This window comes from Butyricimonas muris (genome assembly GCF_046365375.1).
GTDB classification, from domain to species: Bacteria; Bacteroidota; Bacteroidia; order Bacteroidales; family Marinifilaceae; genus Butyricimonas; species Butyricimonas muris.
The window spans coordinates 121,509-147,146 of record NZ_JBKEIT010000004.1; the positions used below are offsets into that span (position 1 = coordinate 121,509).

Genomic DNA, 25,638 nt, shown 5'->3' on the forward strand with positions numbered 1-25,638 from the left:
ACTATTGTTAGTTAAATAATTTCATGTCGTCGAGTACGTTCATTACCGTTTTTACTGCTTTTGCAGATTGTGCCAGTAATTCTTGCTCGTCTTTGTCGAGTTTAACCTCGATAATTTTCTCGATACCGTTTTTGCCCAAGATTACGGGAACTCCAAGGTAAATGTTGTTCATCCCGTATTCTCCGTTCAATAAAGCGCATACCGGGAATACTCTTCTGTGGTTGCATACGATAGCCTCAACCATTTGAGCGGCAGCGGCTCCCGGCGCGTACCAAGCGGAAGTACCCATTAATTTCACCAATTCGCCGCCACCTACTTTCGTTCTCTCGATGATAGCGTGCAGCGTGTCATGATCCATTAATTCCGTTACAGGGATACCGCCAACGGTGGTATATCTCGGAAGCGGAACCATGGTATCCCCGTGACCGCCTAATAACAATGCTTGGATGTCTTTCGGGGAAACATTCAATGCCTCGGCCAAGAATGCTCTGTAACGTGCGGTATCGAGGATACCTGCCATACCGAATACGCGGCTGGAATCGATCTTTGCCGTCAAGTAAGCGCAATAGCACATTACGTCGAGCGGGTTGGACACGATGATAATTTTAGCGTTCGGTGAATGCTTGATAATATTTTCGGTTACTGATTTTACGATGCCGGCGTTAGTTGCAATTAAGTCGTCGCGGCTCATTCCCGGTTTGCGGGGTAGTCCGGAAGTAATTACTACTACTTCAGAATTGTTGGTCGCTTCGTAATCGTTGGTCACACCTTTGATACGGGTATCATAAAGATTGATCGGGGCTGTTTGCCACATATCCAATGATTTTCCTTCTGCAACGCCTTCTTTGATGTCCAAAAGAACAACCTCATTCACGATGTCCTTTTCAGCGATGCAGTTCGCGCATGTTGCACCAACGTTTCCTGCTCCTACAACTGTTACTTTCATTTCTGTAATTTTTTATTGTTATACGTTTCGTTTTTTGGCTATTTGTTTGCTTTTTGCGCTGTCAAATGTAAGCCTTATTTTTTATTTCAACAATCTTTATGCCGAAAAATTACAGAATTTTTTCTGCAATGAAAAGAAGGTTTATAAAGTTCATAAAGTTTGTAAGGTTTATAAGGTTTGTAAAGTTTGTAAAGTAATAAAAAGGAGGGGTACTTCGTGAACCTTATGAACTTTATAAACTTTACAAACTTTATAAACTCAATGAAGTTGTTGCCATAGGCGGCTTGCAACAGCGTGCATTTGTCCTAAAATTCCGGTCGGTTTGTAACTTCCATTCTGTAATTTTTTCTGGAATGACAGGTACCAGAGGGTGAGTACGATTCCCTTGAGTACGCTGGAGATGGAGATGCTCCACCAGATACCGTTCAACCCCAGAATCGGGAAGGTCACGAGATAAAAGGCAAGCGGGATTCTTGCCCCGGTGAGCAGAATACCCACGATTGCCGGGGGTGTGGTACGCCCGCAACCATTGAAAGCTCCGGCCGTGACCTGTTCGATTGCCGAGAAAACTTGCGAAACGGCAAGGATTTTTAAATAGGCGCTTCCGGCAATTAGGGTTTGCGGTTCGTTGATGAAAATGCTGAAAATTTCTTTGCTTAGAAAGAGAAAAGCTGCCGTGGCAACGAGAGCGATTCCCCCGGCAAGTTTTAGCGTGTAGTGATACCCTTGACGTATCCTGACAAAGTCGCGTGCCCCGAAGTTCTGTCCGGTGAAGGCTGCCAGTGCCGTCGAGAATCCCGCGGCAGTCATCCACGTGATGGCCTCTATTTGTGCCCCGACACTTTGCACGGCAACCCCGATATGTCCCCATTGTGCCGCCACGGTGGCAAGCGTCAGCGAGAACATGGCAAACAAGGCGCTTTGCATACTGACGGGGAAACCCAGAGAAAATATCCGCTTCACGAAACGGGCACGCAAGCGGGTGAGATAATGGAGTTTGCCGATAGAGGATTCGCGGAAGTAAAGATTGCGTATAAAGATCGCGAACACGACCAGTTGCGAGAAGGTAGTGGCAACTGCCGCACCCGCCGAACCCATGGCGGGAATAAAGCCGCACCCGTATATGAGCAAGGGATCGAGTACAATATTAAACACCAAGCCCGTCGCGACGATTTTCAAGGGTGTTTTGCTATTGCCTTGCCCGTTGTACAGCCCGCTGTACGTGTTGTTGTTGAACGTGAAGAATAATCCCGGGGTGATCAATCGCATGTAATTGACCGCGAGCGAGGAAATATTTTCTTCCAGATGAAATAATCCCACTAGGGCAGGAGCCGCGATGAATATGAAACAAGCGTAGAATAAAGCGATAATTGACGAGAGCATGGCTGCCTGATTGGCGTATACGCGGGCTCTTTTGCCTGTACGTGCGCCAAGAGATTGAGAGATGGTAACCTCGACGCCGACTTTGCTGATAAACGAAAGTGCATTGCACAACCACGTGAAGAATCCGGCAACACCCACGGCTGCCACGCTTTCGCTTCCCAATCGCCCCAACCAGATCATGTCTGTCATGCTGTAGGCCATTTGGACGAAAGAGGCTGTGATCAAGGGAATTGCCATACTCCATATCCCTTTGCTGATGCTTCCGTGTGTCAGGTCGTTTACTTTTGTCATGCTCTTGTTTTTTGGCTTGCAAAAATATAAACCTTTTGGCAATTTCCTCTCACTTTTTTATACTTTTGCGGAAAGATGTAAAAATGATTAATATGAAAAATATCGCAATTATTGCAGGAGGAAATTCTTCGGAGTACGGGGTGTCGCTCCAGTCGGGAAACAATATTTATAACGAGGTGGATGAAACCCGTTATAATAAATACCTTGTTATATTAAAGGGGCGGGATTGGCACGTGAAGATTGGTGATGTGACTTACCCGGTGGACAAGAATGATTTTTCCTTCACGAAAGACGGGGAGAGGATTGCGTTTGATTTTGCCTATATCACGATTCATGGCAACCCCGGTGAAAACGGGTTGTTGCAGGGATACCTCGATATGATGGGCGTACCCTACGGGGGATGCAACGTGCTGGCTTCCGCGTTGACTTTTGATAAACACACGTGCAATGCTTATTTAAAGAGTTACGGGGTGAACGTGGCCAATTCCGTGATGCTGAAACGGGGGATGGCGTATGACGTGAACGAGATCATAGAGGAAGTCGGTCTGCCTTGTTTCGTGAAGCCGAATGCCGAGGGGTCCAGCTTCGGGGTATCGAAGGTGAAAGAGGCGGGACAGTTGGAGAAGGCGTTGCGGGAAGCATTCGCTCTTTGCCGGGAAGTGCTGATTGAAACGTTTATTGACGGGAAAGAGTTGACATGTGGTGTCGTGAAAGCCGGGGAGCTGGATTTTGCAATGCCCATAGCGGAAGTGATCCCGAAGAAAGAGTTTTTTGATTTCGAGGCAAAATACGATCCCAAGATGTCCGACGAGATTATTCCGGCACGTATTTCTCCCGAGTTGACCCATCGCATCAAGACGTTGTCGTCGATGATTTACGATATACTAAGGTGTGACGGTATCATCCGGGTGGATTATATCGTGCGTGATGACGAGATATTCATGCTTGAAGTGAACACCACGCCGGGAATGACTTCCAATAGTTTTGTGCCTAAAATGGTGCGGGCTATGGGCGGAACGTTGCGGGATGTGTTGACGAAGATTATTGAAGCCAAATTGAGTAATTGAATTTCCGCCTTAAATGATAATGCCTCCGCCCACGACATCCGTGCCCTCGTAGAGTACGGCACTCTGACCGGGAGTGATGGAATCCATGCCTTCGTGGAACTCTACCCGTAGCCCGCTCTCCTCGTGGTAGACGGATGCTTGGGCGCCCCGGTTGCGGTAACGGATTTTGGCATTCACCTCGAAGCCGTCCGGTAGAGAAGCGTATTTCATGAGGTTGATATCTTTTGCCCGGAAACCTTTACCTGTCAGTTCTTCACGGGTGCCTAGCACGACTTCGTTTTTCCGCGGGTCAATGGCCACGACGAACATGGGATGTCCGAGGGCAATGCCCAGCCCTTTGCGTTGCCCGATGGTGTAGTTGGGGAAACCCCGGTGCTCACCCAAGCGTTTGCCGGATGTATCGACAAATAGCCCGGGACCGTATTTCTCCGTGAAGTTATCCACGTTCTCGGCAAGGAAAGCGCGGTAATCGTTATCCGGGATAAAGCATATCTCTTGGCTTTCAGTTTTCTTGGAAAGTTTTTCATGGCCTTTGGCGAGAGCGATTTGCCGGACTTCCGGTTTTGTCAGTTCACCTAAAGGAAACAGCGTTCGGGCAAGATTCTCTTGTGTCAGTGTCCACAGGAAATAGGTCTGGTCTTTAGTTTCGTCCACTCCTTTGCGCAAGAAGTAACGTCCGTTCTGTTGACCGATGCGGGCGTAATGTCCGGTAGCGATGTAGTCACACCCGAGTTCGTCGGCCATTTCGATCAATTTGCCCCATTTGATCGTGGAATTGCAAAGTACGCAAGGATTGGGCGTGTGTCCTTGTAAATATTCGTCGATGAAATTCCGTATCACCAGATCTTTGAAATCCTGACGTATATCCAATATATGATGTTCAAAGCCCATTTGCTGTGCCATGTGTTTTGCCTCGAAGATCGCGTTTACGCTGCAACACCCTTTTTCCTTCTCCATGCAGGCTTGCGAGATTTGATCGTACACCCGGTAGGTAACCCCGACCAACTCGTATCCCTGATCTTGTAATAACATGGCGGCAACCGTGCTGTCAATCCCGCCGCTCATGGCCATTAAAACCCTCATAATTTTAGATTTAATGATTTTAGATTTTAGATTGCTTCTCCTTGTTCGTGCGCTCAACTACCACTGTATAGGTGAAGTGGAGGGGACATTTTCAATTATTTACTCATAAATCTTGCCTCGCTGTGGTAATCATCTTTTTCGATGTCGATATCGGGTTCGATGAGTTCGCCGGAGCCGGACAAGGTGAATTTCAAGTATTTGATCTGTTTCCCTCGGGATAACCATTGTTGTTCGTAGAATGTTTTGATACCTAGTATTTTATCATCCAGTTCGCTCGCGTAAAGGTCGTCCGTGTTGACAAAAGCGGTCAATCCGTTCAGGCGGATAAGTTCAGCCGTGTATTGATACAGGAAAGGACTATCCGTTTTGAGGTGGATGATTCCGTCTTCTTTCAGCATCTTTTTATAGAGCGAGAGGAAGCGGGTTCCCGTCAGGCGCTTGCGGGCCTTTGCCATTTGCGGGTCGGGGAACGTGATCCATATTTCGGAGATTTCCCCGGGGGCGAATACCGACTCAAGCATCTCGGCATGCGTGCGCAGGAATACCACGTTTTTCATGCCCTTTTCTTGGGCTATTTTAGCCCCGGTCCACATCCGGGCTCCTTTGATGTCCAACCCGATAAAATTCTTCTCCGGGTAGAGTTCTCCCAGTCCCACGGCGTACTCGCCTTTGCCGCATCCCACTTCCAGTACAATCGGGTGGGCGTTGCCGAACACTTGTTCTCCCCATTTCCCTTTTAGCTTGTAATCCGTGCGGAAAACCTCGTCATGTTTCGGTTGGAACACGTTATCCAGTGTTTCCATTTCCGCGAATTTTGCCAGCTTATTCTTCGCCATATCCCAATCGCTTAATTTTCTAATTTAGTTATCTTAACCCCTATATTTTTTATTCCTTTCAATTCCTTTTCTTTCATGCGGTGACCGATCTCTACCGTGTAGATACCCGCGGAATCCAAGTGAAGTATTTCTTCCGAGGTTTGGGTTACGGTTTTCAATCCTCCCAATCCTTGTCCCACCCATTCGCCGTCCTTATCCGCCAAAGTGATGTCCGAACTTAGGTTGATTGTTGTCAGGTGCGGGTGGGAGATGGTGAGCCAACAACTCAGACCATGTAGTTTATAATCCGTCGAGTGCCGTACGCATGTGCTTAACACGTAATCGCCCGGTCGCGTGATGTTGAATTCAAATTTGTAATTACTATCCCGGTTCCATGTCTCGCGGGCGATGGATTTGTAATTTCCCGCGTCGGGGGTAATGTTACAAGCCATGCAACACGATAAAATGAATAAAGTGTAAATACCAAGTTTCTTGCTCATCACGTTCGGTCGTTATTGCTCGTTTTTAATAGTGTTTCCAGTTCCGCGATCATCATTGCCGTGGCTCCCCAGATAAAATGATTATCAATCTTGTAGCCCGGTGCGACAATCTGTCGGTCGTTCCGGTAAAGCGAACGCGAAGTTTTATTCTTGTCGTCAAATAAATCATTTAACGGGATGACTATCACTTCCTCCACTTCATCTTCCGAGAGTACAAAATTAGGTATTTTCGGGATTGTTCCAACAATGGGTGTTATATTAAAGTTGCTTAACGGGATATACACGTCGCTCAAACTCCCGATAATCGTGACGTCTTCGGGGTTTACCCCGATCTCCTCGTGACACTCCCGCAAAGCGGTATCACGTGCATTCGTGTCTTCCGGCTCCGTCTTCCCACCCGGCAGGGCGATTTGTCCCCCGTGATATTTCCCCACCGAAGTACGTTGTATAAAAGGGATTGCCCAATCCTCCCGGTAAGGCATCAGCAGCATGAGCACGGCGCTATTCACGGGGGAATGCTGATGTATTTCTTCTATTCCCTTAACGTGATTAGGTTCGGGTGTCATGAGGGCGTGTGCCGCCGCTCCCGGTAATTCTCGTGCTAGAACTTTTTGAACTGTTTCAATTGTCACCGTTAATCTAAAATTTAAAATCTAAAATCAGTATGGTTTTTGTACCGCACTCAACACCCTTAAGATGTTATCTCCCCACAACTTGTGCAATTCTTCCGGCGTGTAGCCTTCGCGGAGGAGTTCCACGGTGAGGTTGATAACCTCGTTGGCGGCACGGCAGCCGATAAGTTTTTCCGTGTCGTCGCCGTCGAAGTCCGTGCCGATGCCCACGTGGTCGATGCCCACGAGGCGGACGATGTGGTTGATATGAGCCACGGTGTCCAGAATGGTCGGGTTGGGTTGCGCGCTCAGGAACGAGTTGTACAGGCACACCTGTACTACGCCTCCCTTGTCGGCGATGGCTCGAATCTGGTCATCTGTCAAATTGCGGGGGTGATCGCGTAACGCTCTCGCGGACGAGTGGGAAGCGATAATCGGGGCTTCGCTGGTTTCCAGCACATCCTGCACGGTTTTGGCGTTGGCATGCGAGATGTCCACGATAATTCCCAAGCGGTTCATCTCTTTCACGACTTGCCGTCCGAAATCACTCAACCCGTTGTGTTCCGGTTCGCCTTTTGCCGAGTCGCAAATGTCATTGCTGCCGTTATGGCACAGGGTGATATAAGTGACTCCCATTTTCTTGAACATCTCGAGGTTCGCGATATCCTTCCCGATAGCGTACCCGTTTTCGATGGCAAGGAATATCGCTTTCTTTCCGGCATTCTTCAGGTAAAGCAGGTCGTCCTCGTTATAGGCAATTCCCACTCGCGACTGGTTCAGTTTCACTTGTTCCGATATCTGGTACAGGATGTCGACAGCCTTTCGGGTGGCGGCACGCGAGGCTTCCTCGTCCCGGCTGTCTTGATGCAGGTAAGCTACCATGAAGACGGCGTCCTCTCTTCCTTCCTGCATTTTGGGGAGGTCTACTTTCACGTCCTCGTGGCGTTGTCCGAAGTTGAAACCCGGGGTGAATTTCATCGGGGTATCGCAGTGTGTATCGACAATCAAGCTGTTCCGGTGGATTTCTTTTGCCTTCTTGAACAGGGTGGCCTCGCTCACGAAATAGTGGAAAAGTTTCATCATCCGTTCGTCGGGGCGTACCGCCATTTTCTCCGGGTGCCATTGCACGCTGAAGACGCGGTGTCCCGGCATACCTTCCATCGCCTCGATAATCCCGTCGGCAGAGGTCGCCGTCACGCGGAATCCGGGGGCGATGTCCTTGATGGCCTGATGATGGTAAGAATTAACCGTGATGGAGTCTTCTCCCATGATTGAGTGGAGTATCGAGTTATTGATGATATTCACCCGGTGCGAGCCGTATTCCCGGCTGATTGTCTGGCTGTGTTTTAAAGCCGGTTGCTCGTGTTGCGAGTAGATATCCTGATAGTTGGTACCCCCGAAAGCCATGTTGATAATCTGGTGTCCGCGGCATATCCCGAAGATGGGGATTTGTCGGTCGGATGCCAGTTTTACCAGCGTCAGGTCGAATTGATCTCTCGCGGCATCCACGTCCCGCAGGGGAGGGATGGGGTCTTCGTTCCCGTACAGCGGGTTGATATCGCCCCCGCCCGTGAGCATAAGCCCGTCGAGCGTGTCTATCGTTGCCCGCAAGCTCTCGATGTCATTATGCACGGGTATTAGCACGGGAATACCGCCCGCTTGCAGGATGGAAATCACGTATGAATGTTCTATACAGGAGTTCCCGTTCTCGAAATTTGCCGTGATACCGATAACCGGTGCGTGGGCTTGTGTCTGGCGATCGTCTATCGCCTTGTATAAGGTATCCAGATTTGCCGGATAAATAATGTTATTCATAGAAATGCAAGTTACAATTGAAAATTGAAAATGGAGAATTGAAAATGTAAGTATTCGCCATAAATCTGAAATCATAAATCATAAATTATAAATCATCGGTCACGGGAATTTTAATTCGCCCCCGTTCGGTTGCACGATAAGTTCCGCGTTCGTTCCCAGTATCAACGGGTAATTGCCTCGGGTATGCCCTGCCGGTAGCCCGAAGCAAACCGGGTACGCGTAATCTTTCACGGCATCGTGAATGATGTGGTACACCCTTTCCTTAAATTCGGGGTCGTCATTCCGTCCGAATTCCCCGACCGCGAGTCCTGCCAGATGTTGGAACTTGCCCGCGTATTTCATGCATCGGATGCTTCGGTCAATCCGGTATATATCGTCTGTCGGGTCTTCAAGGAAAAGAATCGTGCCCCGCGTATCGCGTTCGATGCGCGTGTCGTGCAAGCTGTGAATCCATGTCAGCATTCCGCCGATAAGTTCCGCTTCCGCGAGTCCCGTGCGGTTCAGCGGGTGAGGTTTCGTGGCGTACGCCGAAATAATACCGAACAGGAAATTCCGGAGTTGTGTCAACGCTTCCGGTGTCGTTTCTTGGAGGTTCGAGGGCATGGAAGCGTGAAGGCTTTCGATGCCTAACGAGTGTAACTTCGAGTGCAGCACGGTAATGTCGTTCATGCCGATTACCCATTTCGGGTTTCCCTGAAACACGGAATAGTCGGCATCCTCGATGATGCGGAGTATCCCGTAATCTCCCGCCATGCACCAGATAGCCCTGATGTCCTCGGCGTCAAGCGCGGCTTGTAGGTCTGCCAAACGTTCTTCATCAGTCCCTGCCATTCGTCCGTCCCGCGCCAAGACGTGTTCCCCGGGAACGGGAATCAGTTCCCACGAGGCGAGTAATGCCGCGGCGGCGTCCAGTTGTTCTTTTGTCGTGATGCCCGAGGGGGAAACAAGCGCCACCTTATCCCCCGGCTGCAGGTATATAGGTCGTAACATAATAACGATAGTTTGTTTTATTGTACGAAGGTACGGTTTTAATTTGGAAATGTAATCATTTAGGAATTTGAAAATGGCAGGGATTTAGTGATTTCTTGTATAGCCGGCACTCTCTTCCCGCGGTATCGGGATGATTATTTCTGTAATCCAATATCGCGTGCCTGATCTGCAAGTGGTCTTTGTCACTTTTATTAACACTCTTCCTACTATTCATGTATTGCCGATGTATTGCGCCCTTTGGCAATAGATCGGCAATACATGTGCAATAGATCGGCAATAGATAAATGAGGTGATGAGTGCGGGAGAAGGCGTGGTTCAAGGGGTATGACGTGTGTTAAAATAAGTGAATAATAACGTAAACCGGGTAGTTTAACCTCGAATTGAATATATTTTAACAAATATTACGCCCGTTCGCGGTTGATATTTTCACTTAACGGCAAGATAATATAACTAAAATATAGGTTTATGTTGGAGTAATACTCTATTAATGGATTGTCTGGCGGGCGAAAAAACATTCAAAATGCCTGTTTAATCAATTTGTTTCCCATCCGGTGTAAGCTATCCCGTTTGGCGCGTTCGCTTTCGCGAAAAAGATTGCCCCGGTACGAAATTCACAATATTTTCGTAACTTTGCCACTTCGTAGAGTGAACGGTATTTTTTTACTTGGCTTTATGAACTTTATAAATGTTATAACTTTACAAACTTGAAATAGAAATATATGAGCAAGTTCAAGAGAAATTTGGTTACCACGGCGTTGCCTTACGCTAACGGTCCCGTGCATATCGGGCATCTGGCAGGTGTTTACGTGCCCGCTGATATTTACGTGCGTTACTTGAGAAAGAAGGGTGAGGAGGTTGCGTTTATCGGCGGCTCGGACGAGCACGGGGTACCTATCACGATCAAGGCGCAGAAGGAAGGGGTAACCCCGCAGGATATTGTTGATCGTTATCACAAGATTATTAAGGATTCATTTGCCGAGTTGGGGATCTCTTTTGATATATATTCCCGCACGAGTTCGAAGACGCATCACGAGTTGTCGTCGGCGTTTTTCAAGAAACTTTATGACGAGGGGAAGTTTATAGAGAAGACTTCCATGCAGTTCTATGACGAGAAAGCGGGGCAGTTTCTTGCCGACCGTTATATTATAGGTACATGCCCCCGTTGCGGGAACGAGCGGGCGTATGGCGACCAGTGCGAGGCATGCGGCACGAGCCTGAACGCTACCGATCTGATAAACCCGGTATCCGCTATCACGGGGAATAAACCGGAATTGAAGGAAACGAAACACTGGTATCTGCCTTTGGATCAATACGAGGGATGGTTGAAGGAGTGGATTCTGGAGGAGCACAAGGAATGGAAGCCGAACGTTTACGGGCAATGCAAATCGTGGTTGGATAGCGGTTTGCAGCCTCGCGCGGTGACCCGTGATTTGGATTGGGGTGTGCCTGTCCCGGTAGAGGGTGCCGAGGGGAAAGTGCTTTACGTGTGGTTTGACGCCCCTATCGGTTATATTTCCGCCACGAAAGATCTCACGCCGGAATGGGAAAAATACTGGAAAGACCCGGAAACGCGCATGATTCATTTTATCGGTAAGGATAATATCGTGTTCCATTGTATTATTTTCCCGGCGATGTTGAAAGCCGAGGGATCTTATATTTTGCCGGACAACGTGCCTGCCAACGAGTTCCTGAATCTGGAGGGAGATAAGATTTCCACGTCCCGCAACTGGGCGGTTTGGTTGCACGAGTATCTGGTGGATTTCCCCGGGAAACAGGACGTGTTGCGCTACGTGTTGACTGCCAATGCACCGGAAACGAAGGATAACGATTTCACGTGGAAGGATTTCCAAACCCGCAATAATAGCGAGTTGGTGGCTATCTACGGGAATTTCATCAACCGCACGCTGGTGCTAACGCAGAAGTATTTCGATAATATCGTGCCGGAACGGGGTGAATTGACGGATTACGACAGGGAGGTGCTTGCCGAGATACCGCGAATCATCGAACGCGTGGAGAAGAGTTTGGATACGTTCCATTTCCGCGACGCTTTGAAGGAAGCGATGAATCTTGCCCGTCTGGGTAATAAATATCTTGCCGATACCGAACCTTGGAAAGTGATCAAGACGGACGAGGCGCGGGTGAAAACCATTTTGAATATCTGTTTGCAGATTTCGGCTAATCTTTCCACTTTGATGGAACCGTTTATGCCGTTCTCTTCACGAAAGTTGCGCGAGTTCATGAATATCGACGCGATCGAGTGGAGCAAGATGGGGGACGGCGTGATCCAAGCGGGACACGAGTTGGGGCAGGCAGGATTGTTGTTCGACAAGATCGAGGACGACGTGATTCAAGCGCAGGTTGATAAACTGCTTGCCACGAAAAAAGCGAACGAGATGGCGTCTGCCACGGCTGCTCCCGCGAAGGAGAACATCAATTATGATGATTTTATGAAGATGGATATTCGTGTGGGTAAGATTATTGCCGCCGAGAAAGTGGCTAAGACGAAGAAGTTGATGAAATTGACTGTCGATACGGGTATCGATCAGCGGACTATCGTGTCGGGCATTGCCGAGCATTACGCGCCGGAGGAGGTGATCGGGCGGCAGGTGAGCGTGCTGGTGAATCTGGAGCCGAAACCGTTGAAGGGGATCGTGTCACAAGGCATGATACTGATGGCGGAGAATGTCGACGGGACTCTTTCTTTTGTTACTCCCGATAAGGAGGTGAAACCGGGATCGGAGATACGATAGTCGCCTTTGGCGAGTTGCAGGTTACAGGTTGCATTTGCCTTCGGCAAGTTGCAGGTTGCTCCTCTAGCGTTCAAGACTGTATTTTAGTTCTCCCTCTGTTTATAGAGGGAGTACCCCGAAGGGGGGAGGGAGTTTATTCATTTTAGATTGAATGATTTTAAGATTTTAGATTAACTCCTCCGTCACTTCGTGCCACCTCCTCTATAAACAGAGGAGGAGTTGGAATACAGTCTTGAACGCTAGAGGAGCAACTTGTAACTTGCCGAAGGCAAATGCAACCTGTAACCTGCAACTCGCCGAAGGCGATACTAATGTTATAAAATTTCAGAATAGGGAGGTGAATTAGGATTTTGTTAACTTCGGTTCACGAGGGGGTGTGATGGTGTTATGTGTTGATTATCAGTTGTATTTGTATTGAAATGTAATTCTTAAAAAAATAGTTGTCATTTTTAAGACTAACAAATATTTAACCTTACCTCAACTAAAGTATAACAGTAATAATCTCATTTTCATGGAGTAATGCCTTACCTTTGTATCGTAAGAAATTACAAAAGCCAATATGGCAAGAATGAATAAGAATAATAATTTAAAAAAATAATGATATGAAAAAGTATATTGTATTAGTTTGCATCGGAATGTTAGCATTGTTTGTAGGTGGAATCAGTTTAGCAAAAACTCAGACTAACGGAATCGAGTGTGCTTACGCTAAGCAACAGAATCTTAACGCTACTTCCAAGGTCGTGAAAGTACAGAAAGTGGGAAAAGATGTGATTTACGGTCCCGTGAGTTTGCCCGAGGTGGTTGTAAGCACGAAGAGGAAAGCTTGAAACGGCTTTTGTAAAGAATAGGAAAACGAGGCTTTTGACAGGCCTCGTTTTTTATTGCCCGAATATTTGCCTTGCGTGTATCGTTGCATTTATTTTGGATTGACAAAATAATCCTTATTTTTGTATCTGAATACTAGATGACGAACCGGATGCAGGCTATAAACATTCATTCAGAGGAGTTTTTGGAAGATTTGAAACAAGGAAGACAAGAGGCTTTCCAAGCTTTGTTCATGTCTTTTCATAAACCCTTGTGTTTTTTTGCCGCCCGTGTCGTGAGGGATGGCGAGGAGGCGGAGGATATCGTGCAGGAGGTGTTTCTCTCGTTTTGGAAAATGGAGCGGGAGAGTTTCCCCAATTTGAAAACGATTAAGACTTTTCTTTATAATAGCGTGCAGAATCGTTGTTTGAATTATTTACGGAATTTGGAGATTCGGGATCGGAATTACCGGAATCTGAACCGGGAGGAATTGGACGAGGATTATTTCCTGTGCCAGCAGATTCGTGCTGAAATTATCGCGGAGCTTTTCGGGGCAATAGACGAATTGCCGGAGAAGAGCAAGGAGATTTTCAAGAAATCGTATATCGACGGGCAGGAGGATAAGAAGATTGCCGAGGAGTTGGGAATTTCGTTGAACACGATTAAAACTCAAAAGCAACGGGCAAAGTCTTTTCTGAGGGTACGTTTGGGGGATTTATTCGTTTATGTAGGGATGTTCTTCCCGGGAATCTAAAATATTTTTTACTTCCGTGTCACCCATTTGCCGGACGAGTGTGTTTCTGGTGTAAATGAACGTGAAAGATGGGAATAGAAAAGGAAATACATGAATTGATTATTGCTTATCTGCGGGGAGATATTTCCACGGAGGAACAGGTTGTGTTGCGGGAATGGTTGGCGCGGGATCGTCGTCACGGAGAGTTGTTGGAGGAGTTGAAGAGTAAGGACGTGCTCCGGCGGGATGCGGTTATTTATGCCTCGTTCGATACGGCAGGACGATGGAAGAGGTTGCGGCAGGAGATGAATAAGGTGCCTCGCGGGAAATCCCGACTATTGCTTCGTTGGGTGGCGGTTGCCGCGGTGTTTGCTGTCGCGGTTTTGACCGGGGTGTTTTATTGGCAGGCGTATGACAGTCCGGGGGTGGAAGTGGCGGAGAGTGTACGGATTCTTCCCGGAAGCTCGCACGCCGTGTTGATCACGGAGAGCGGAAAACAAGTATCGCTTTTGGGAATGAAGGATACCACGCTTGTGTTTGCCGGAAATGAACGCGTGGAGATCAGTGAAGACGGTCGTTTGAAATATCATCTGACTACAGCTTCGACTGTACCGGAATGGCATACATTGAAGATCCCGCGGGGTGGTGAGTTCCAGATTACGTTGGATGACGGGACGGAGGTTTGGTTGAATAGTGATACCGAGTTAAGATACCCGTCTCATTTTGTCGGGACGGAAAGACGCGTGCAATTGACAGGAGAGGCTTATTTTAAAGTCGCACCGAACGAGGAGGCTCCTTTTATAGTAGATACGAGGGGAATGGATGTAAAGGTGTTGGGGACTTCTTTCAATTTATCCGTGTATCCGGATGAAAAGGTATGTCACGCTACTCTTGAGAAGGGGCGGATACAGGTAAACGATAAGGAGAACGGGAAGCAGGTGGTGTTGAGCCCGGGAGAGCAGGCGGTGTTGTCGGGAGAGATGTTGGAGGTGCGAACGGTGAACACGAGGTTGTACAGTTCATGGATAAAAGGACGTTTTTCGTTCGCGAGCGAGGATTTGGAAGGGGTTATGCGAACATTATCGCGTTGGTATAACGTGGAGTATGTTTTCTCGAATGTCTCGATGAAGGATAAACGTTTCACGGGAACTATACCGAAATACACGGAGATCTCTCAAGCGTTGAAGATGATAGAGATGACTTCCGACGTGCAATTCAAAATACGGGGAACGACGATTATTATACAATAAAAAACAGGAAGTGCGGCTAACACGTCCTGTCTTAAGTGAGAAATTGATTTTATCACAAACAATTTAACATTACAAAGTTATGAAAAAAAAACCGAATGTAAGAGCGGGGGAACCTGCTTTTAGGAAAATTTGTACAGTTATGAAACTATGTCTTGTTCTATCTTTACTGGCGGTATTGTCCGTGTCTGCACGCGGTGTGGCGCAGAACGTGAAACTGTCTATGGAGAAAAAGTCCGTGAGTTTATTGAATGTGTTGAATGAACTTGGGGAGAAGTCCGGTTATGAGTTTTTCTACAATGATGACGAAGTTACCGGGGTAAAGGTGTCCGTGTCCGCGAAGGACGCGACGGTGCAGGAGATTCTGGACCAAGTTTTGAAAGGAACGTCATTGACTTATCACATCGTGGATGACGTGTTTATTATTACCCCGAAGAAAGCCACGGATGAGAAAAAGAATGTATGGCGGATTTCCGGGGTGGTGAAGGATAATAAAGGTGAGCTTCTGCCCGGAGTGACGGTAGTGATAAAGGGTACACAGACCGGAACGGCGACAGACGCGAACGGAAAGTTCAAAATAGAGTTTTTGGATGCTGAAAAGAAATCCGTTACGCTGGTATTCTCTTTTATCGGAATGGTCACTCAGGAACGGGAGATAAAAGAGTACGTGAAGGAGGGACTTGAAATAGTCATGCAACCGGACGAGGAAGAACTGGAGGAAGTTATTATTACCGGTATGGGGAATAAGGCTAAAAGCAGTTTCACGGGTTCGGCAACTGTCGTTAGCCGTAAGCAGTTGATGAGCGTGGGGACAAAGAGTTTGTTACAGAGCTTGGCGGCTTTTGTTCCGGGGCTGCAAATCGTGAAGAATAATGATATGGGGTCAGACCCGAACACGAGACCGGAGATTCTGATTCGCGGTCGAAGCAGTTTCGAGGGCTCTTCCAATGTACCGACCTTTATCGTGGATGGGGCTGAGGTCGATTTGGATTATGTTTTCGATATGGATATGAATGACGTGGAAACGGTGACCGTGTTGAAAGATGCTTCGGCTTCCGCGTTATACGGTTCTAAAGCGGCAAAAGGCGTGGTGGTTATCACGACAAGACCTTTGCGTGCCGGAAAGTTGAGGGTTTCTTACAGCGGAACTTTACGGACTTCGATACCGGATGTGCGGGATTATGATTTGTTGAACGCGGCGGAAAAATTGGAGTACGAGCGTTTGGCAGGGGTGTATGATGATAGTGGAAAATCGCAATACGAGAAAGATATTGAGTATAATGAAAAATTCAAGCGGGTACGGGAAGGTGTGAATACGGACTGGTTGTCCAAGCCGTTACGTAATTCTGTTTCACAGAATCATAATTTGAATGTTGCCGGGGGGGATGATTATATCCGTTATACTCTGGGGGCCCGTTACGGTTCGGAACAGGGGGTGATGAAAAAATCAAAACGTGATCGTTATTCTTTGAACTTCAGGTTGTCGTATAATAAACAGGATAAGGTTTACGTGTCGAACACGACGACGATTACCTCGGTGAATAGCGAGGAATCACCTTACGGCACTTTTAATAAATATGTCGAGTTGAACCCGTATGATCGGGCTTATAATTTGGATGGAACGTTGAATAAGGTGTTGAGTTTTGGTGTTTCCAATCCGTTGTTCGAGGCGACGCTGGGTAGTTATGATCGAAGTGAACAATTTTATTTGAATAATGTGCTTGATTTGCGTGTAGAGGTGTTGCCGGGTTTTCGGGTGGAAGGTTTTTTCTCGCTGAATAAGTCAAAAGATGATACGGAGAAATTTACTTCTCCGGAGTCGTACGAGTTCAGGAATAAGGATGCTTCGGAATCCGGGAGAATAGAGGTGTCGAATAATAAAGCGATGACTTATGAAGGGCGTGTTACTCTGTCTTATAATAAGATGTTCGGGACGGGAACATTGTTGAACGCGATGGGGGGCGGGAATGTACAGTCCTCGGAAAGGAACGGTAATGGTTACGCGGGGGTGGGACTTTATTCGGATAAGCTGGGACATCCCGCTTTTGCCACAAGGTATCCGGAAGGTGCGACCCCGAGCGGAAGTCAGGATTTGGAACGTTCCATGGGATTGTTCCTGAACGCTAACGTGATTTATGATGACCGTTATTTTGCCGATGCTTCAATCCGGTATGAAGGGTCTTCCAAATTCGGCGAAGATCAGCGTTTTACGCCTTTCTGGAGTTTAGGGTTGGGGTGGAATATTCATAAAGAGAAATTTTTGAATATGTCTTCGACGGATAGGATTAAGTTGCGCGGGAGTTTGGGATACACGGGTAACGCTTCTTTTTCTCCCTATCAGGCAATGACAACGTATAAATATGATGCAGGTTTGGATTATGATAAGGGGATAGGGGCGATTCCCATGGCTATCGGCAATCCGGATTTGAAGTGGGAGAGGGCGTTGACTTATAATGTCGGGTTGGATGTCGTTTTGTTTAAGAACCGGTTGGATTTCACGTTGGAATATTATAGCAAGACAACGGATAATTTGCTGTTGGATGTGGCGAAAGCTCCTTCCGTGGGAACGACCACGGCAAAAGAGAATATGGGTAAATTGTTGAATACCGGTATCGAGTTCCAGACCCGGGTGGTTGCGGTTTCCAATAAAAGTTGGAATTGGTCGCTATCGTTGAATATGCAGCATAACGAGAATAAAATTAAAAAGATCAGTAATGCCTTGGAGAAGATGAACGAGGAGTTGAATACGGCGGAGGGGACGTTGTTGCCACCCCCTGTTTACGTGGAAGGAGAGTCATTGAGTGCCGTGAAGGCCGTGAAATCCGGGGGTATTGATCCGGCTACCGGGCAGGAGGTTTTTATTGATCGGTTTGGTGTCCCGACTTTTATTTATAATTATTGGGATAAGCGGACGTACGGGGATTCGGACCCAACGGTGTCCGGGACGTTGGGTACCTATTTGACGTTTAAAGGTTTCGCTTTGAATATGTTGTTTAATTACGAGTTGGGTGCGACGGTTTATAACCAGACGTTGGTGACTCGGGTTGAAGGTGCCAATCCGCGACGGAATGCAGATAAACGGGTATTCCAAAGTCGCTGGAAAGAGGTGGGGGACCGGGTGAAATATAAGAATATCGCGGAGCAGACAACTCCCGATATTACCAGTCGTTTCGTGCGGGACGAGTATATGATTAATATGCAGAGTTTGAGTCTTTCATATGATTTTACCCCGGAGATTTGTCAAAAACTTTATTTAAGCCGTTTGAGGGTGGAGTTTTTGATGAATGATGTGTTCCGGGCTTCAACGATCAAGCAGGAACGAGGGTTCTCGTACCCTTTTGCCCGGAGTTTCGAATTTTCGCTTAGTGCAGCATTTTGATACGAACTACTAAAACGAATAATATGAAAAATAGAAGATATATTTGGATGGCAATGCTGGTACTGTTCTCTTTGGGCAGTTGTAACAGCTTTTTGGATATCAAGCCGGAGGGTGAGCTAGTGCAGGATGAACAATTTAAAGATGTGCAGGGATACCGGGACGCAATGTACGGGATCTACGCGTCTATGGCACAGGGGGAGTTGTACGGGATGATGATGAATTGGGGATTGGCGGATGTTCTCGGTCAGCAATTCGGGGATGAATACGGACAATTTGCTGATGCAAGTGACGGGTGGGCTGGAAGTAAATATGCTTATATTAAATATGCCTCGATTTATGATTATAAGGATCAGCGGATGGAAAAGCAAATTGAATCTGTCTGGACGAAGTTGTACGAGTGTATTTCTTACGTGAATAATGTGATTGTCAACATAGATAGAGAGGATTTGAATAAAGATCCTGATCTGAAGTTAATCAAGGGAGAGGCATACGCGGTGAGAGCTTTTTTACATTTCGAGGTGATGCGTCTGTTCTGTGATAATTACCGGATGAATCCCGACGCGGGTGGTGTTCCTTATGCCTATACTTTTGATTTAAGTAGTAAAAAAGTATACACGTTGGCGCAATGTTATGACAATGTATTGGCGGATTTGAGTGAGGCTGCCCGTAGTTTAGCCGGGGATGGCGATATTTATAATACGACAACAGTAGATTCGTATCGTAGAAAACGTTATTCACATTGTAATTTGTACGCGGCGTGGGCAATTAAGGCCAGAGTATTTTATACCAGAGGGGATTTGGATAGTGCCGCTTATTATGCTGAAAAGGTGATTGCTTCCCCGGGAGTGGGCTTGACGGAACGACAGAACTTTGAGCATGTAAAACGCTACGGTACGCACACGGAATTAATTTGGGGGTTATTTACCAACAAGATGTACACGGATTATAAAGAATTGTTCTTGCAGAGTGCCGTTACCTTGAATGCAACGTTGCGGGCGGATATAAAGGCTTTATATGAGGTGTCGCAATTCACGGCAGATAGTAAGGATTTGCGTTACACGAGTTTTTTTCAGGATAAAGGGTACGAGGGGCATTTCTTTATTCGATTATTAAGCCCGACGGAAGGGGCGAGTAATAAGCCGACACAGTATTTTAACGGAACTTGTCTGGTACGTTTGCCTGAAATGTACTATATTTTAGCTGAGGCTAATTATTCGAAAGATAAAGAGAAGGCTCTTGGTTATTTGAACGCGGTTCGCGGTAGCCGGGGATTGGCTGACATTGAAGCTTCGTTGGTGGATTCTCAAGATAAATTTCTGAAGGAGATGACGAGGGAACGCACGAGGGAATTTTACGGGGAAGGGCAGATGTTCAGTTTTTACAAGTGTCATAATTTGGGTTTTCGAGATTTTCTGGATAAAGTGGATGTGGTTCCGTCTAAAGATGTATTCGTTCTCCCGTGGCCCAAGTCCGAACAGGAGTATGGAGTTACTAACCAATAAAATGTAAAGAGATGAGAAAGTTATATATATTGTTGATTGTGTTTACAGTCTCTCTGTTTATAGGGTGTGATGAAAATGGAGAGAGCGGGTATTATGAGGATAAAGACCGGATTTATTTTGTGAAGGACAGTCTTGTTTGCCGGTTGGGGGAGATGCAGATGGATGTGGAAACTTACACGGTGAAGGTTCCGGTGAAGGTGTTGGGGCAACCTCTCGGGGAGAATCGAATGTTTAAAATAAACGTGAATCAAGAGTTGACAACAGCCCCGGGAGATTCTTATACTTCATTGTCGACAGAATTTGTGGTGGACAAGGATTCCGTGAACGCGTATATCCCGATAGAATTGTTGAGGAGTAGGATAGACCCGATGGTGGACACGGTGTACCGGATCGTGTTGGATCTGGAGGCAAATGATATGTTTGGGTTAGGGGTACAGGAAAAATTACAAAGTAAGGTTGTGTTTAGTAATTATTTGCAGGAACCTGATTGGTGGTATGCTTTAGAGGCTATGTACTGGGGAGCTTATAGACCGGAGAAGTACCAGAAGATGATGGAGTTCTGGGGAGGAGCGATAAGTTTTGAAGACTACATGAATAGTATGATTAAAGTGATTCTGTGTGGGAAAAAGATGTATGATTACTTTAAGTTGCATCCCGAGTATGGCATGGAATTTCCCGAATCGGCACCATGGCCTTACGAGTAGTAGATTTTTAATGGATTAAAAAGCGAGATAGATGAAACAATTGATATTAATAGCAGGTGTGTTGTTTTCGTTGATAGGTTGTTTGGACGATCAGACGAAAATGGGTGAAAATGCCATTTCTTATTTGTCGTTTAAGACGGAGTTGGATACGTTGTATTACGCGGAAAGAAACGTGGAATTCGAAATTGAAGCCCCGGAAACGAAACAGGAAAGTCAGGATAAGGCTTTATCGTATGAATGGCAGATCAATTATGACGTGGTTTCCACGGAGAGAGTTTTGAAACATGCTTATGATAGTTGCGGACTTTTCCCTTGTCGATTGAAGGTGTATAATGAGGACGGGGCTATTTTCAAAGAATTTAAATTACGGGTACCTAATCCTTATGACGAGGGACTTTTACTGTTAAGTAAGTATGACGGGCGTTCCATGATTTCTTTCCGCAATGATAATTGGCCGGAAAGAGGGTTTGAAAAGGATGTGTACGCGTCGAATAATCCGGGAATACCTTTGGGTACTGAGCCGGTTGCCGTTGCTTGCTCTCCAACGGAATATTATACTCCCTATATTTACGTCGTGACCGAAAATCCTTTTCGCTTTTTGAAATTGGATTATTATACGATGGAGGTGTTGGATGAGGTATCTTACCCGGAGGAGCGGGTGGACCGGATGTTGGAAAAGGATCATTGTTTGTATATTATGACTGATGGAAAGACGTTGGATTATGATTGTCGTAACGCGTATTTCCGAAATAATCTTCAACAGGGATTAACAGGAAAGTACGGGAATTTTCCGGATGCGGAGTTATCCGATAAAGCTGTCGTTTATGGAGGAAAGTGGAATTGGTACTTGCTGGTATTCGATATGAAGAATCAGCTTTTGTTCAGCGCGAGGGATATCGAACCTTATCAGATCAAAGTGGGGGATGAAGTTGTTGAAGCGAGTGAAATATATGATATGCTTCTTGGTGTGAGCGAGGAGGATATACTTATTTTGTTGAAAGATAAGAACGGGGAAAATAAGGTGGTGTACCTGAATATTTCCTTGCAATACGTGGGTTGGTCGAAAGTGTCAGTTTGGGATTTTAAATCGATTTATCCGGCTGCGGCAGAAATAAATAAGCAGAGTGTGTTCGCATCAAGCACGAAGGAGAATATCTTGTATTATTCGGTCAGGAATGAAATTTACCGGTATAATTATTTGTCCTCGGGAAATTTCCCGACGAAATCGGATTATACGGTCGGAGTTTCCGGTAGTTTGATTAAAAAGATTATACTGAATGATGATAAATCCGAGATGTATGTGGCGGTGGATGCTCCGAGTGGGGAATATCAAGGTGCTGTTTATTGTTATGATATTGAAACGAAAGAGTTGAAATGGAAAGAAGAGAACGTTGCCGGAGAGATCGTGGAAATGTTGTATAAACCTAGAAATCGTAACTATAACGAGGACTGATTGTTAATTCTGAATTATTGAAAGGATGTTGACGAATAAATCTATTCGTCCGGTAAACTGTTATATAAATCATAGTATGGAAGAACCAATTTTGAAAGTGGAAAACCTGTCGCACCGTTACAGTGTGCAGTGGGCGATACGGGACATTAATTTTGAAATTACGCGGAATGGTGTTTATGGTTTGCTCGGCTCCAACGGAGCCGGCAAATCCACCACGATGAACATTATCTGCGGGGTGTTGAAACAAACCGAGGGTAACGTGTTTATCAAAGGGGTGAATATGCGGGAGAATCCGGTGGAGGCAAAAAGGCATATCGGGTTCTTGCCGCAGAAACCGCCTTTGCACACGGATCTGACGGTGGAAGAGTACTTGTTGTATAGTGCCCGGTTGCGCCAGATATCCAGAGCGGAAGAGGATAAAGCGGTTACGGAGGCATTGGAACGATGCGGAATCGGTCATTTCAGGAAACGGGTGATTCGGAATTTGTCCGGAGGGTATCAACAACGCGTGGGAATTGCACAGGCGATTATTCATCGTCCGGATTTCGTGGTATTGGATGAACCGACGAACGGTCTGGACCCGAATCAGATTCTTGAAATTCGTCATTTAATTAAAGAAATCGCGGAAGATTGTACCGTGATTTTATCTACGCACATTCTATCGGAAATTCAGGCAACTTGTAGCTATATTCGTATGATCGGGCAGGGGACATTGGTGTTTTCCGGGACAGTCGATGAATTTGATAATTATATCTCACCGAGTACGGTGTTCGTGACTTTGGTGGAAGCTCCGCCAATAGAGGAGTTGCAACAGATTCCGGGAGTGGTGGGAGTGGAAGAGTTGGGTGGACCGAATTATCGGTTGCGATTTAGTGATTTGCCACAGGAGGTCATCGAGAAAGTGGTAAAAACGAGTGTGGTTAAAGATTGGCGTTTGACAGAGATTCGGATGGAAAAGACGTCTTTGGATGATGTGTTTGCCGAATTGTCAAAAAAGAAGAATTAAAAATAGAATGTTATGAGAAATATATATGATATAGCGCGCGCTGAGTTGCAATCTTTATTCTATTCTCCCATCGCGTGGTTGATATTGATTATTTTCACTTTTCAGAGTGCCGGACTGTTTGGCGGGCATCTGGCAGGCGCGATTATGCCTAAAGAGTTGGGGTATTCGATTTCCGATCTTACGTTTAAGCTTTTCGTGGACCAATGGAGTGGTGGGATTTTCCCCGTGATACAGGGATACCTGTACCTGTATATTCCATTGTTGACCATGGGGCTGATGAGCAGGGAATTAAGCAGTGGTTCGATCAAGCTGTTATATTCTTCTCCCGTGACGAATTGGCAGATTATTTTAGGGAAATATCTGTCCATGATGATTTACGGGTTGGTGATGATGTTTGTTTTGGTAGTCTTTATTCTGATTGCTTATTTTTCAATCAAGGACTTTGATCTGCCTATGGTGCTCTCGGGGTTGCTCGGGTTGTATTTCTTGCTTTGCGTGTACGCGGCGGTAGGGCTTTTCATGTCTAGTTTAACTTCCTATCAAGTGGTGGCTGCCGTGTTGACGCTGACCGTGTTGGGATTGTTGAATTACGTGGGGAGAATGTGGCAGGATGTAGAGTTCGTGAGAGAGATTACCTACTGGCTTTCCATTTCGGGACGTGCGGATGAATTTATCCGGGGGTTGATTTGTAGTGAAGATTTTCTCTATTTTATTATTGTGACGATGATGTTTTTGACTTTGGCCACGATTCGTTTGCAAGCAGCCCGGCAGAAGCAGCGGTGGACAAAAACGGTAGGCAAATACGCTGGAGTTGTTTTAGTGGTGGTCGTGTTGGGGTATTTTACTTCCCGCCCCTCTTTGATGACTTATTATGATGCTTCCTCTACCAAAAGGAATACGTTGACGGAGCATAGTCAGGAAGTGATATCCAAGCTGGATGGGGGATTGACGATAACCACGTACGTGAATTTGTTGGATGGTAATAATCTTTATTACGGGGTTCCCGGGGCTGTCAAGTATGATCAACAGAATTTCCGTCATTATATTCGGTTTAAACCGGAAATCAAAATGAAGTATGTTTATTACTATGACACTCTTTTGGGGGTAGACCCGAGTCGGTACGCGGAAAGGAAAACATTGAAGGAGAGGGCGTATGAAACGATGAAGATTTACAATATAGATTCCACGAAAGTGTTAACCCCGAAAGAGATTAGGGCTAAGATTGATTTGGTAAAAGAAGATAATTGGTTCGTGCGGGAGTTGGAACGGGAGAGCGGGGAGAAGACTTTCTTGCGGATATTCCGGGGGATGGACAGGATGCCGAAAGAAGCGGAGATCACGGCTGCCATGAAACGAATCGCGATGAAACTGCCGACGGTCGGGGTGTTGACAGGACACGGAGAGCGGAATATACATCAGGCGGGAGATCGGAATTATACTTCTTTCGGGGAGGATAAACATTTCCGTTATGCCTTGATGAACCAAGGATTCGAGATGCAGGAGATTTCTTTGGAAAAAGAGATTCCGGAGGAAATTAATATTTTGATCGTGGCGGAGATGCGTAGTTCCTTTACCCCGGTAGAACGGGAGAATTGGGAAAAATATATCGCTCGCGGGGGGAATCTGATGATATTGAGTGAACCCGGACGAGGAAGTATCATGGGCGAGGTGTTGGCTGATTTTGGGGTGCGGTTGATACCGGGAACTTTGGTAAGACAGACGAAAGATTTTAGTCCGGATTTGATTGAAGCCCGTCCGACTCAAGCGGCTGCCGGGTTGGTTTATTATTTTGATGCCATGCGTGCGCAAGGTTACTCCGTGACGATGCCTTCGGTTTCAGCTTTGGCATATGATGGGAACATGGGATATAACGTGACACCGTTGTTTGAAACGGATTCTTTGGTATGGAACGAATTGCAGACGACGGATTTTATAGATGATTCCGTGACTTTCGATCCCGGAACCGGAGAGGCTCAACAGAAGTATGTAACTTCTGTCGCTTTAACCCGTCAGATATGGGGGCATGAGCAACGTATTATGATTTTCGGTGATGCCGATTGTATTAGTAACGCGGAGCTAAGCATGGGACGTCAGGGGATACGGTCCGCGAACTATACGGTAATCATGGGTGGCTTCTATTGGTTGTCCGACGGGGAAGTCCCGATTGACGTGCGCCGGGAGTCCCCGCGTGATAATGATTATAAGGTGAGCGGGGCTGTTGTCCGTTTCTGGGATATTTTCTTATCTTGGATTCTACCGGGCCTGATGCTTGTTACGGCTCTCTTTATTTGGTTGCGTCGAAGAGGAAGGTAGAAATGATGTAGTGTGCTATGATGGGTGACCGGGACAGTTTTTCTTGTCCCGGTCATTTTATTGATAAAAGTATTTTAATTATTTTCTCGTTTTAGGGAGAGGGGGGATAATGGTTTAAAAAATAAAACTCTCAAAAAAAACAATAAATGATATAAAATGCTTTTTTATCATTATCTTCGCCTTCAAATTAATGCTATGTAGTGAGGTATTAAAAGTGTTGTGATACAAGAGTAGTAATTCAAAAAA

19 protein-coding genes are annotated in these 25,638 nt (G+C 46.3%); 11 read left to right on the forward strand and 8 right to left on the reverse strand.

The window, feature by feature from the left end; translation table 11 throughout:
- Positions 1-7 precede the first annotated feature (7 nt).
- Positions 8-946, reverse strand: a complete 939-nt coding sequence (gene mdh, locus ACK8P8_RS08315) for a malate dehydrogenase (RefSeq protein ID WP_099294277.1) — start codon at positions 944-946, stop codon at positions 8-10.
- Between the two features lie 258 nt (positions 947-1,204).
- Entirely contained in the window at positions 1,205-2,620 is a 1,416-nt protein-coding gene (locus tag ACK8P8_RS08320; RefSeq protein WP_186978295.1) for an MATE family efflux transporter, read from the reverse strand.
- Between the two features lie 92 nt (positions 2,621-2,712).
- Here ACK8P8_RS08320 and ACK8P8_RS08325 point away from each other — a divergent pair, with 92 nt between their 5' ends.
- Positions 2,713-3,687, forward strand: coding sequence for a D-alanine--D-alanine ligase (locus ACK8P8_RS08325; RefSeq protein WP_227216777.1), 975 nt, complete (start codon positions 2,713-2,715; stop codon positions 3,685-3,687).
- Between the two features lie 9 nt (positions 3,688-3,696).
- Here ACK8P8_RS08325 and mnmA read toward each other — a convergent pair whose 3' ends face one another.
- The 6 genes from mnmA to ACK8P8_RS08355 form a co-directional block, all read right to left on the reverse strand.
- Positions 3,697-4,770, reverse strand: a complete 1,074-nt coding sequence (gene mnmA, locus ACK8P8_RS08330) for a tRNA 2-thiouridine(34) synthase MnmA (protein WP_410025748.1) — start codon at positions 4,768-4,770, stop codon at positions 3,697-3,699.
- A 95-nt stretch (positions 4,771-4,865) separates the two neighbouring features.
- Entirely contained in the window at positions 4,866-5,606 is a 741-nt protein-coding gene (trmB, locus tag ACK8P8_RS08335) for a tRNA (guanosine(46)-N7)-methyltransferase TrmB (RefSeq protein ID WP_410025749.1), read from the reverse strand.
- An 11-nt stretch (positions 5,607-5,617) separates the two neighbouring features.
- The gene (locus tag ACK8P8_RS08340; RefSeq protein WP_099294267.1) at positions 5,618-6,085 is read right to left on the reverse strand and encodes a gliding motility lipoprotein GldH; all 468 of its coding nucleotides are present in this window, start codon (positions 6,083-6,085) and stop codon (positions 5,618-5,620) included.
- Entirely contained in the window at positions 6,085-6,717 is a 633-nt protein-coding gene (locus ACK8P8_RS08345; RefSeq protein WP_099294265.1) for an NUDIX hydrolase, read from the reverse strand. The genes ACK8P8_RS08340 and ACK8P8_RS08345 overlap by 1 nt, the downstream gene beginning before the upstream one ends.
- A 27-nt stretch (positions 6,718-6,744) precedes the next feature.
- Positions 6,745-8,511, reverse strand: coding sequence for a membrane dipeptidase (locus ACK8P8_RS08350; protein ID WP_410025750.1), 1,767 nt, complete (start codon positions 8,509-8,511; stop codon positions 6,745-6,747).
- A 99-nt stretch (positions 8,512-8,610) separates the two neighbouring features.
- A complete protein-coding gene (locus ACK8P8_RS08355; RefSeq protein ID WP_410025751.1) occupies positions 8,611-9,501 on the reverse strand; it encodes a S66 peptidase family protein in 891 nt (296 codons plus the stop codon).
- A gap of 719 nt (positions 9,502-10,220) precedes the next feature.
- On the opposite strand from ACK8P8_RS08355, the gene metG reads away from it, so the two are divergent.
- The 10 genes from metG (at position 10,221) to ACK8P8_RS08405 (ending at position 25,392) form a co-directional block, all read left to right on the forward strand.
- On the forward strand, positions 10,221-12,251 hold the full coding sequence (gene metG, locus ACK8P8_RS08360; protein ID WP_186978286.1) for a methionine--tRNA ligase: 2,031 nt from the start codon (positions 10,221-10,223) through the stop codon (positions 12,249-12,251).
- Positions 12,252-12,853: 602 nt separating this feature from the next.
- The gene (locus tag ACK8P8_RS08365) at positions 12,854-13,078 is read left to right on the forward strand and encodes a hypothetical protein (RefSeq protein ID WP_099294257.1); all 225 of its coding nucleotides are present in this window, start codon (positions 12,854-12,856) and stop codon (positions 13,076-13,078) included.
- Positions 13,079-13,227: 149 nt separating this feature from the next.
- Complete coding sequence (locus ACK8P8_RS08370; protein ID WP_292269520.1) at positions 13,228-13,809, forward strand: RNA polymerase sigma-70 factor; 582 nt, start codon at positions 13,228-13,230, stop codon at positions 13,807-13,809.
- Between the two features lie 68 nt (positions 13,810-13,877).
- Complete coding sequence (locus ACK8P8_RS08375) at positions 13,878-15,038, forward strand: FecR domain-containing protein (protein ID WP_410025753.1); 1,161 nt, start codon at positions 13,878-13,880, stop codon at positions 15,036-15,038.
- Between the two features lie 139 nt (positions 15,039-15,177).
- Complete coding sequence (locus ACK8P8_RS08380) at positions 15,178-18,414, forward strand: SusC/RagA family TonB-linked outer membrane protein (RefSeq protein ID WP_410025755.1); 3,237 nt, start codon at positions 15,178-15,180, stop codon at positions 18,412-18,414.
- A gap of 23 nt (positions 18,415-18,437) precedes the next feature.
- A complete protein-coding gene (locus tag ACK8P8_RS08385; protein ID WP_186978282.1) occupies positions 18,438-19,916 on the forward strand; it encodes a RagB/SusD family nutrient uptake outer membrane protein in 1,479 nt (492 codons plus the stop codon).
- 11 nt (positions 19,917-19,927) lie between these two features.
- Complete coding sequence (locus ACK8P8_RS08390) at positions 19,928-20,620, forward strand: DUF4843 domain-containing protein (protein WP_186978280.1); 693 nt, start codon at positions 19,928-19,930, stop codon at positions 20,618-20,620.
- 31 nt (positions 20,621-20,651) lie between these two features.
- Positions 20,652-22,073: a hypothetical protein gene (locus tag ACK8P8_RS08395; RefSeq protein ID WP_410025757.1), complete on the forward strand. Its 1,422-nt coding sequence runs from the start codon at positions 20,652-20,654 to the stop codon at positions 22,071-22,073.
- Between the two features lie 76 nt (positions 22,074-22,149).
- Positions 22,150-23,079, forward strand: a complete 930-nt coding sequence (locus ACK8P8_RS08400; RefSeq protein ID WP_186978276.1) for an ABC transporter ATP-binding protein — start codon at positions 22,150-22,152, stop codon at positions 23,077-23,079.
- Positions 23,080-23,091: 12 nt separating this feature from the next.
- Complete coding sequence (locus tag ACK8P8_RS08405; RefSeq protein WP_186978274.1) at positions 23,092-25,392, forward strand: Gldg family protein; 2,301 nt, start codon at positions 23,092-23,094, stop codon at positions 25,390-25,392.
- The last annotated feature ends 246 nt before the right edge of the window (positions 25,393-25,638 follow it).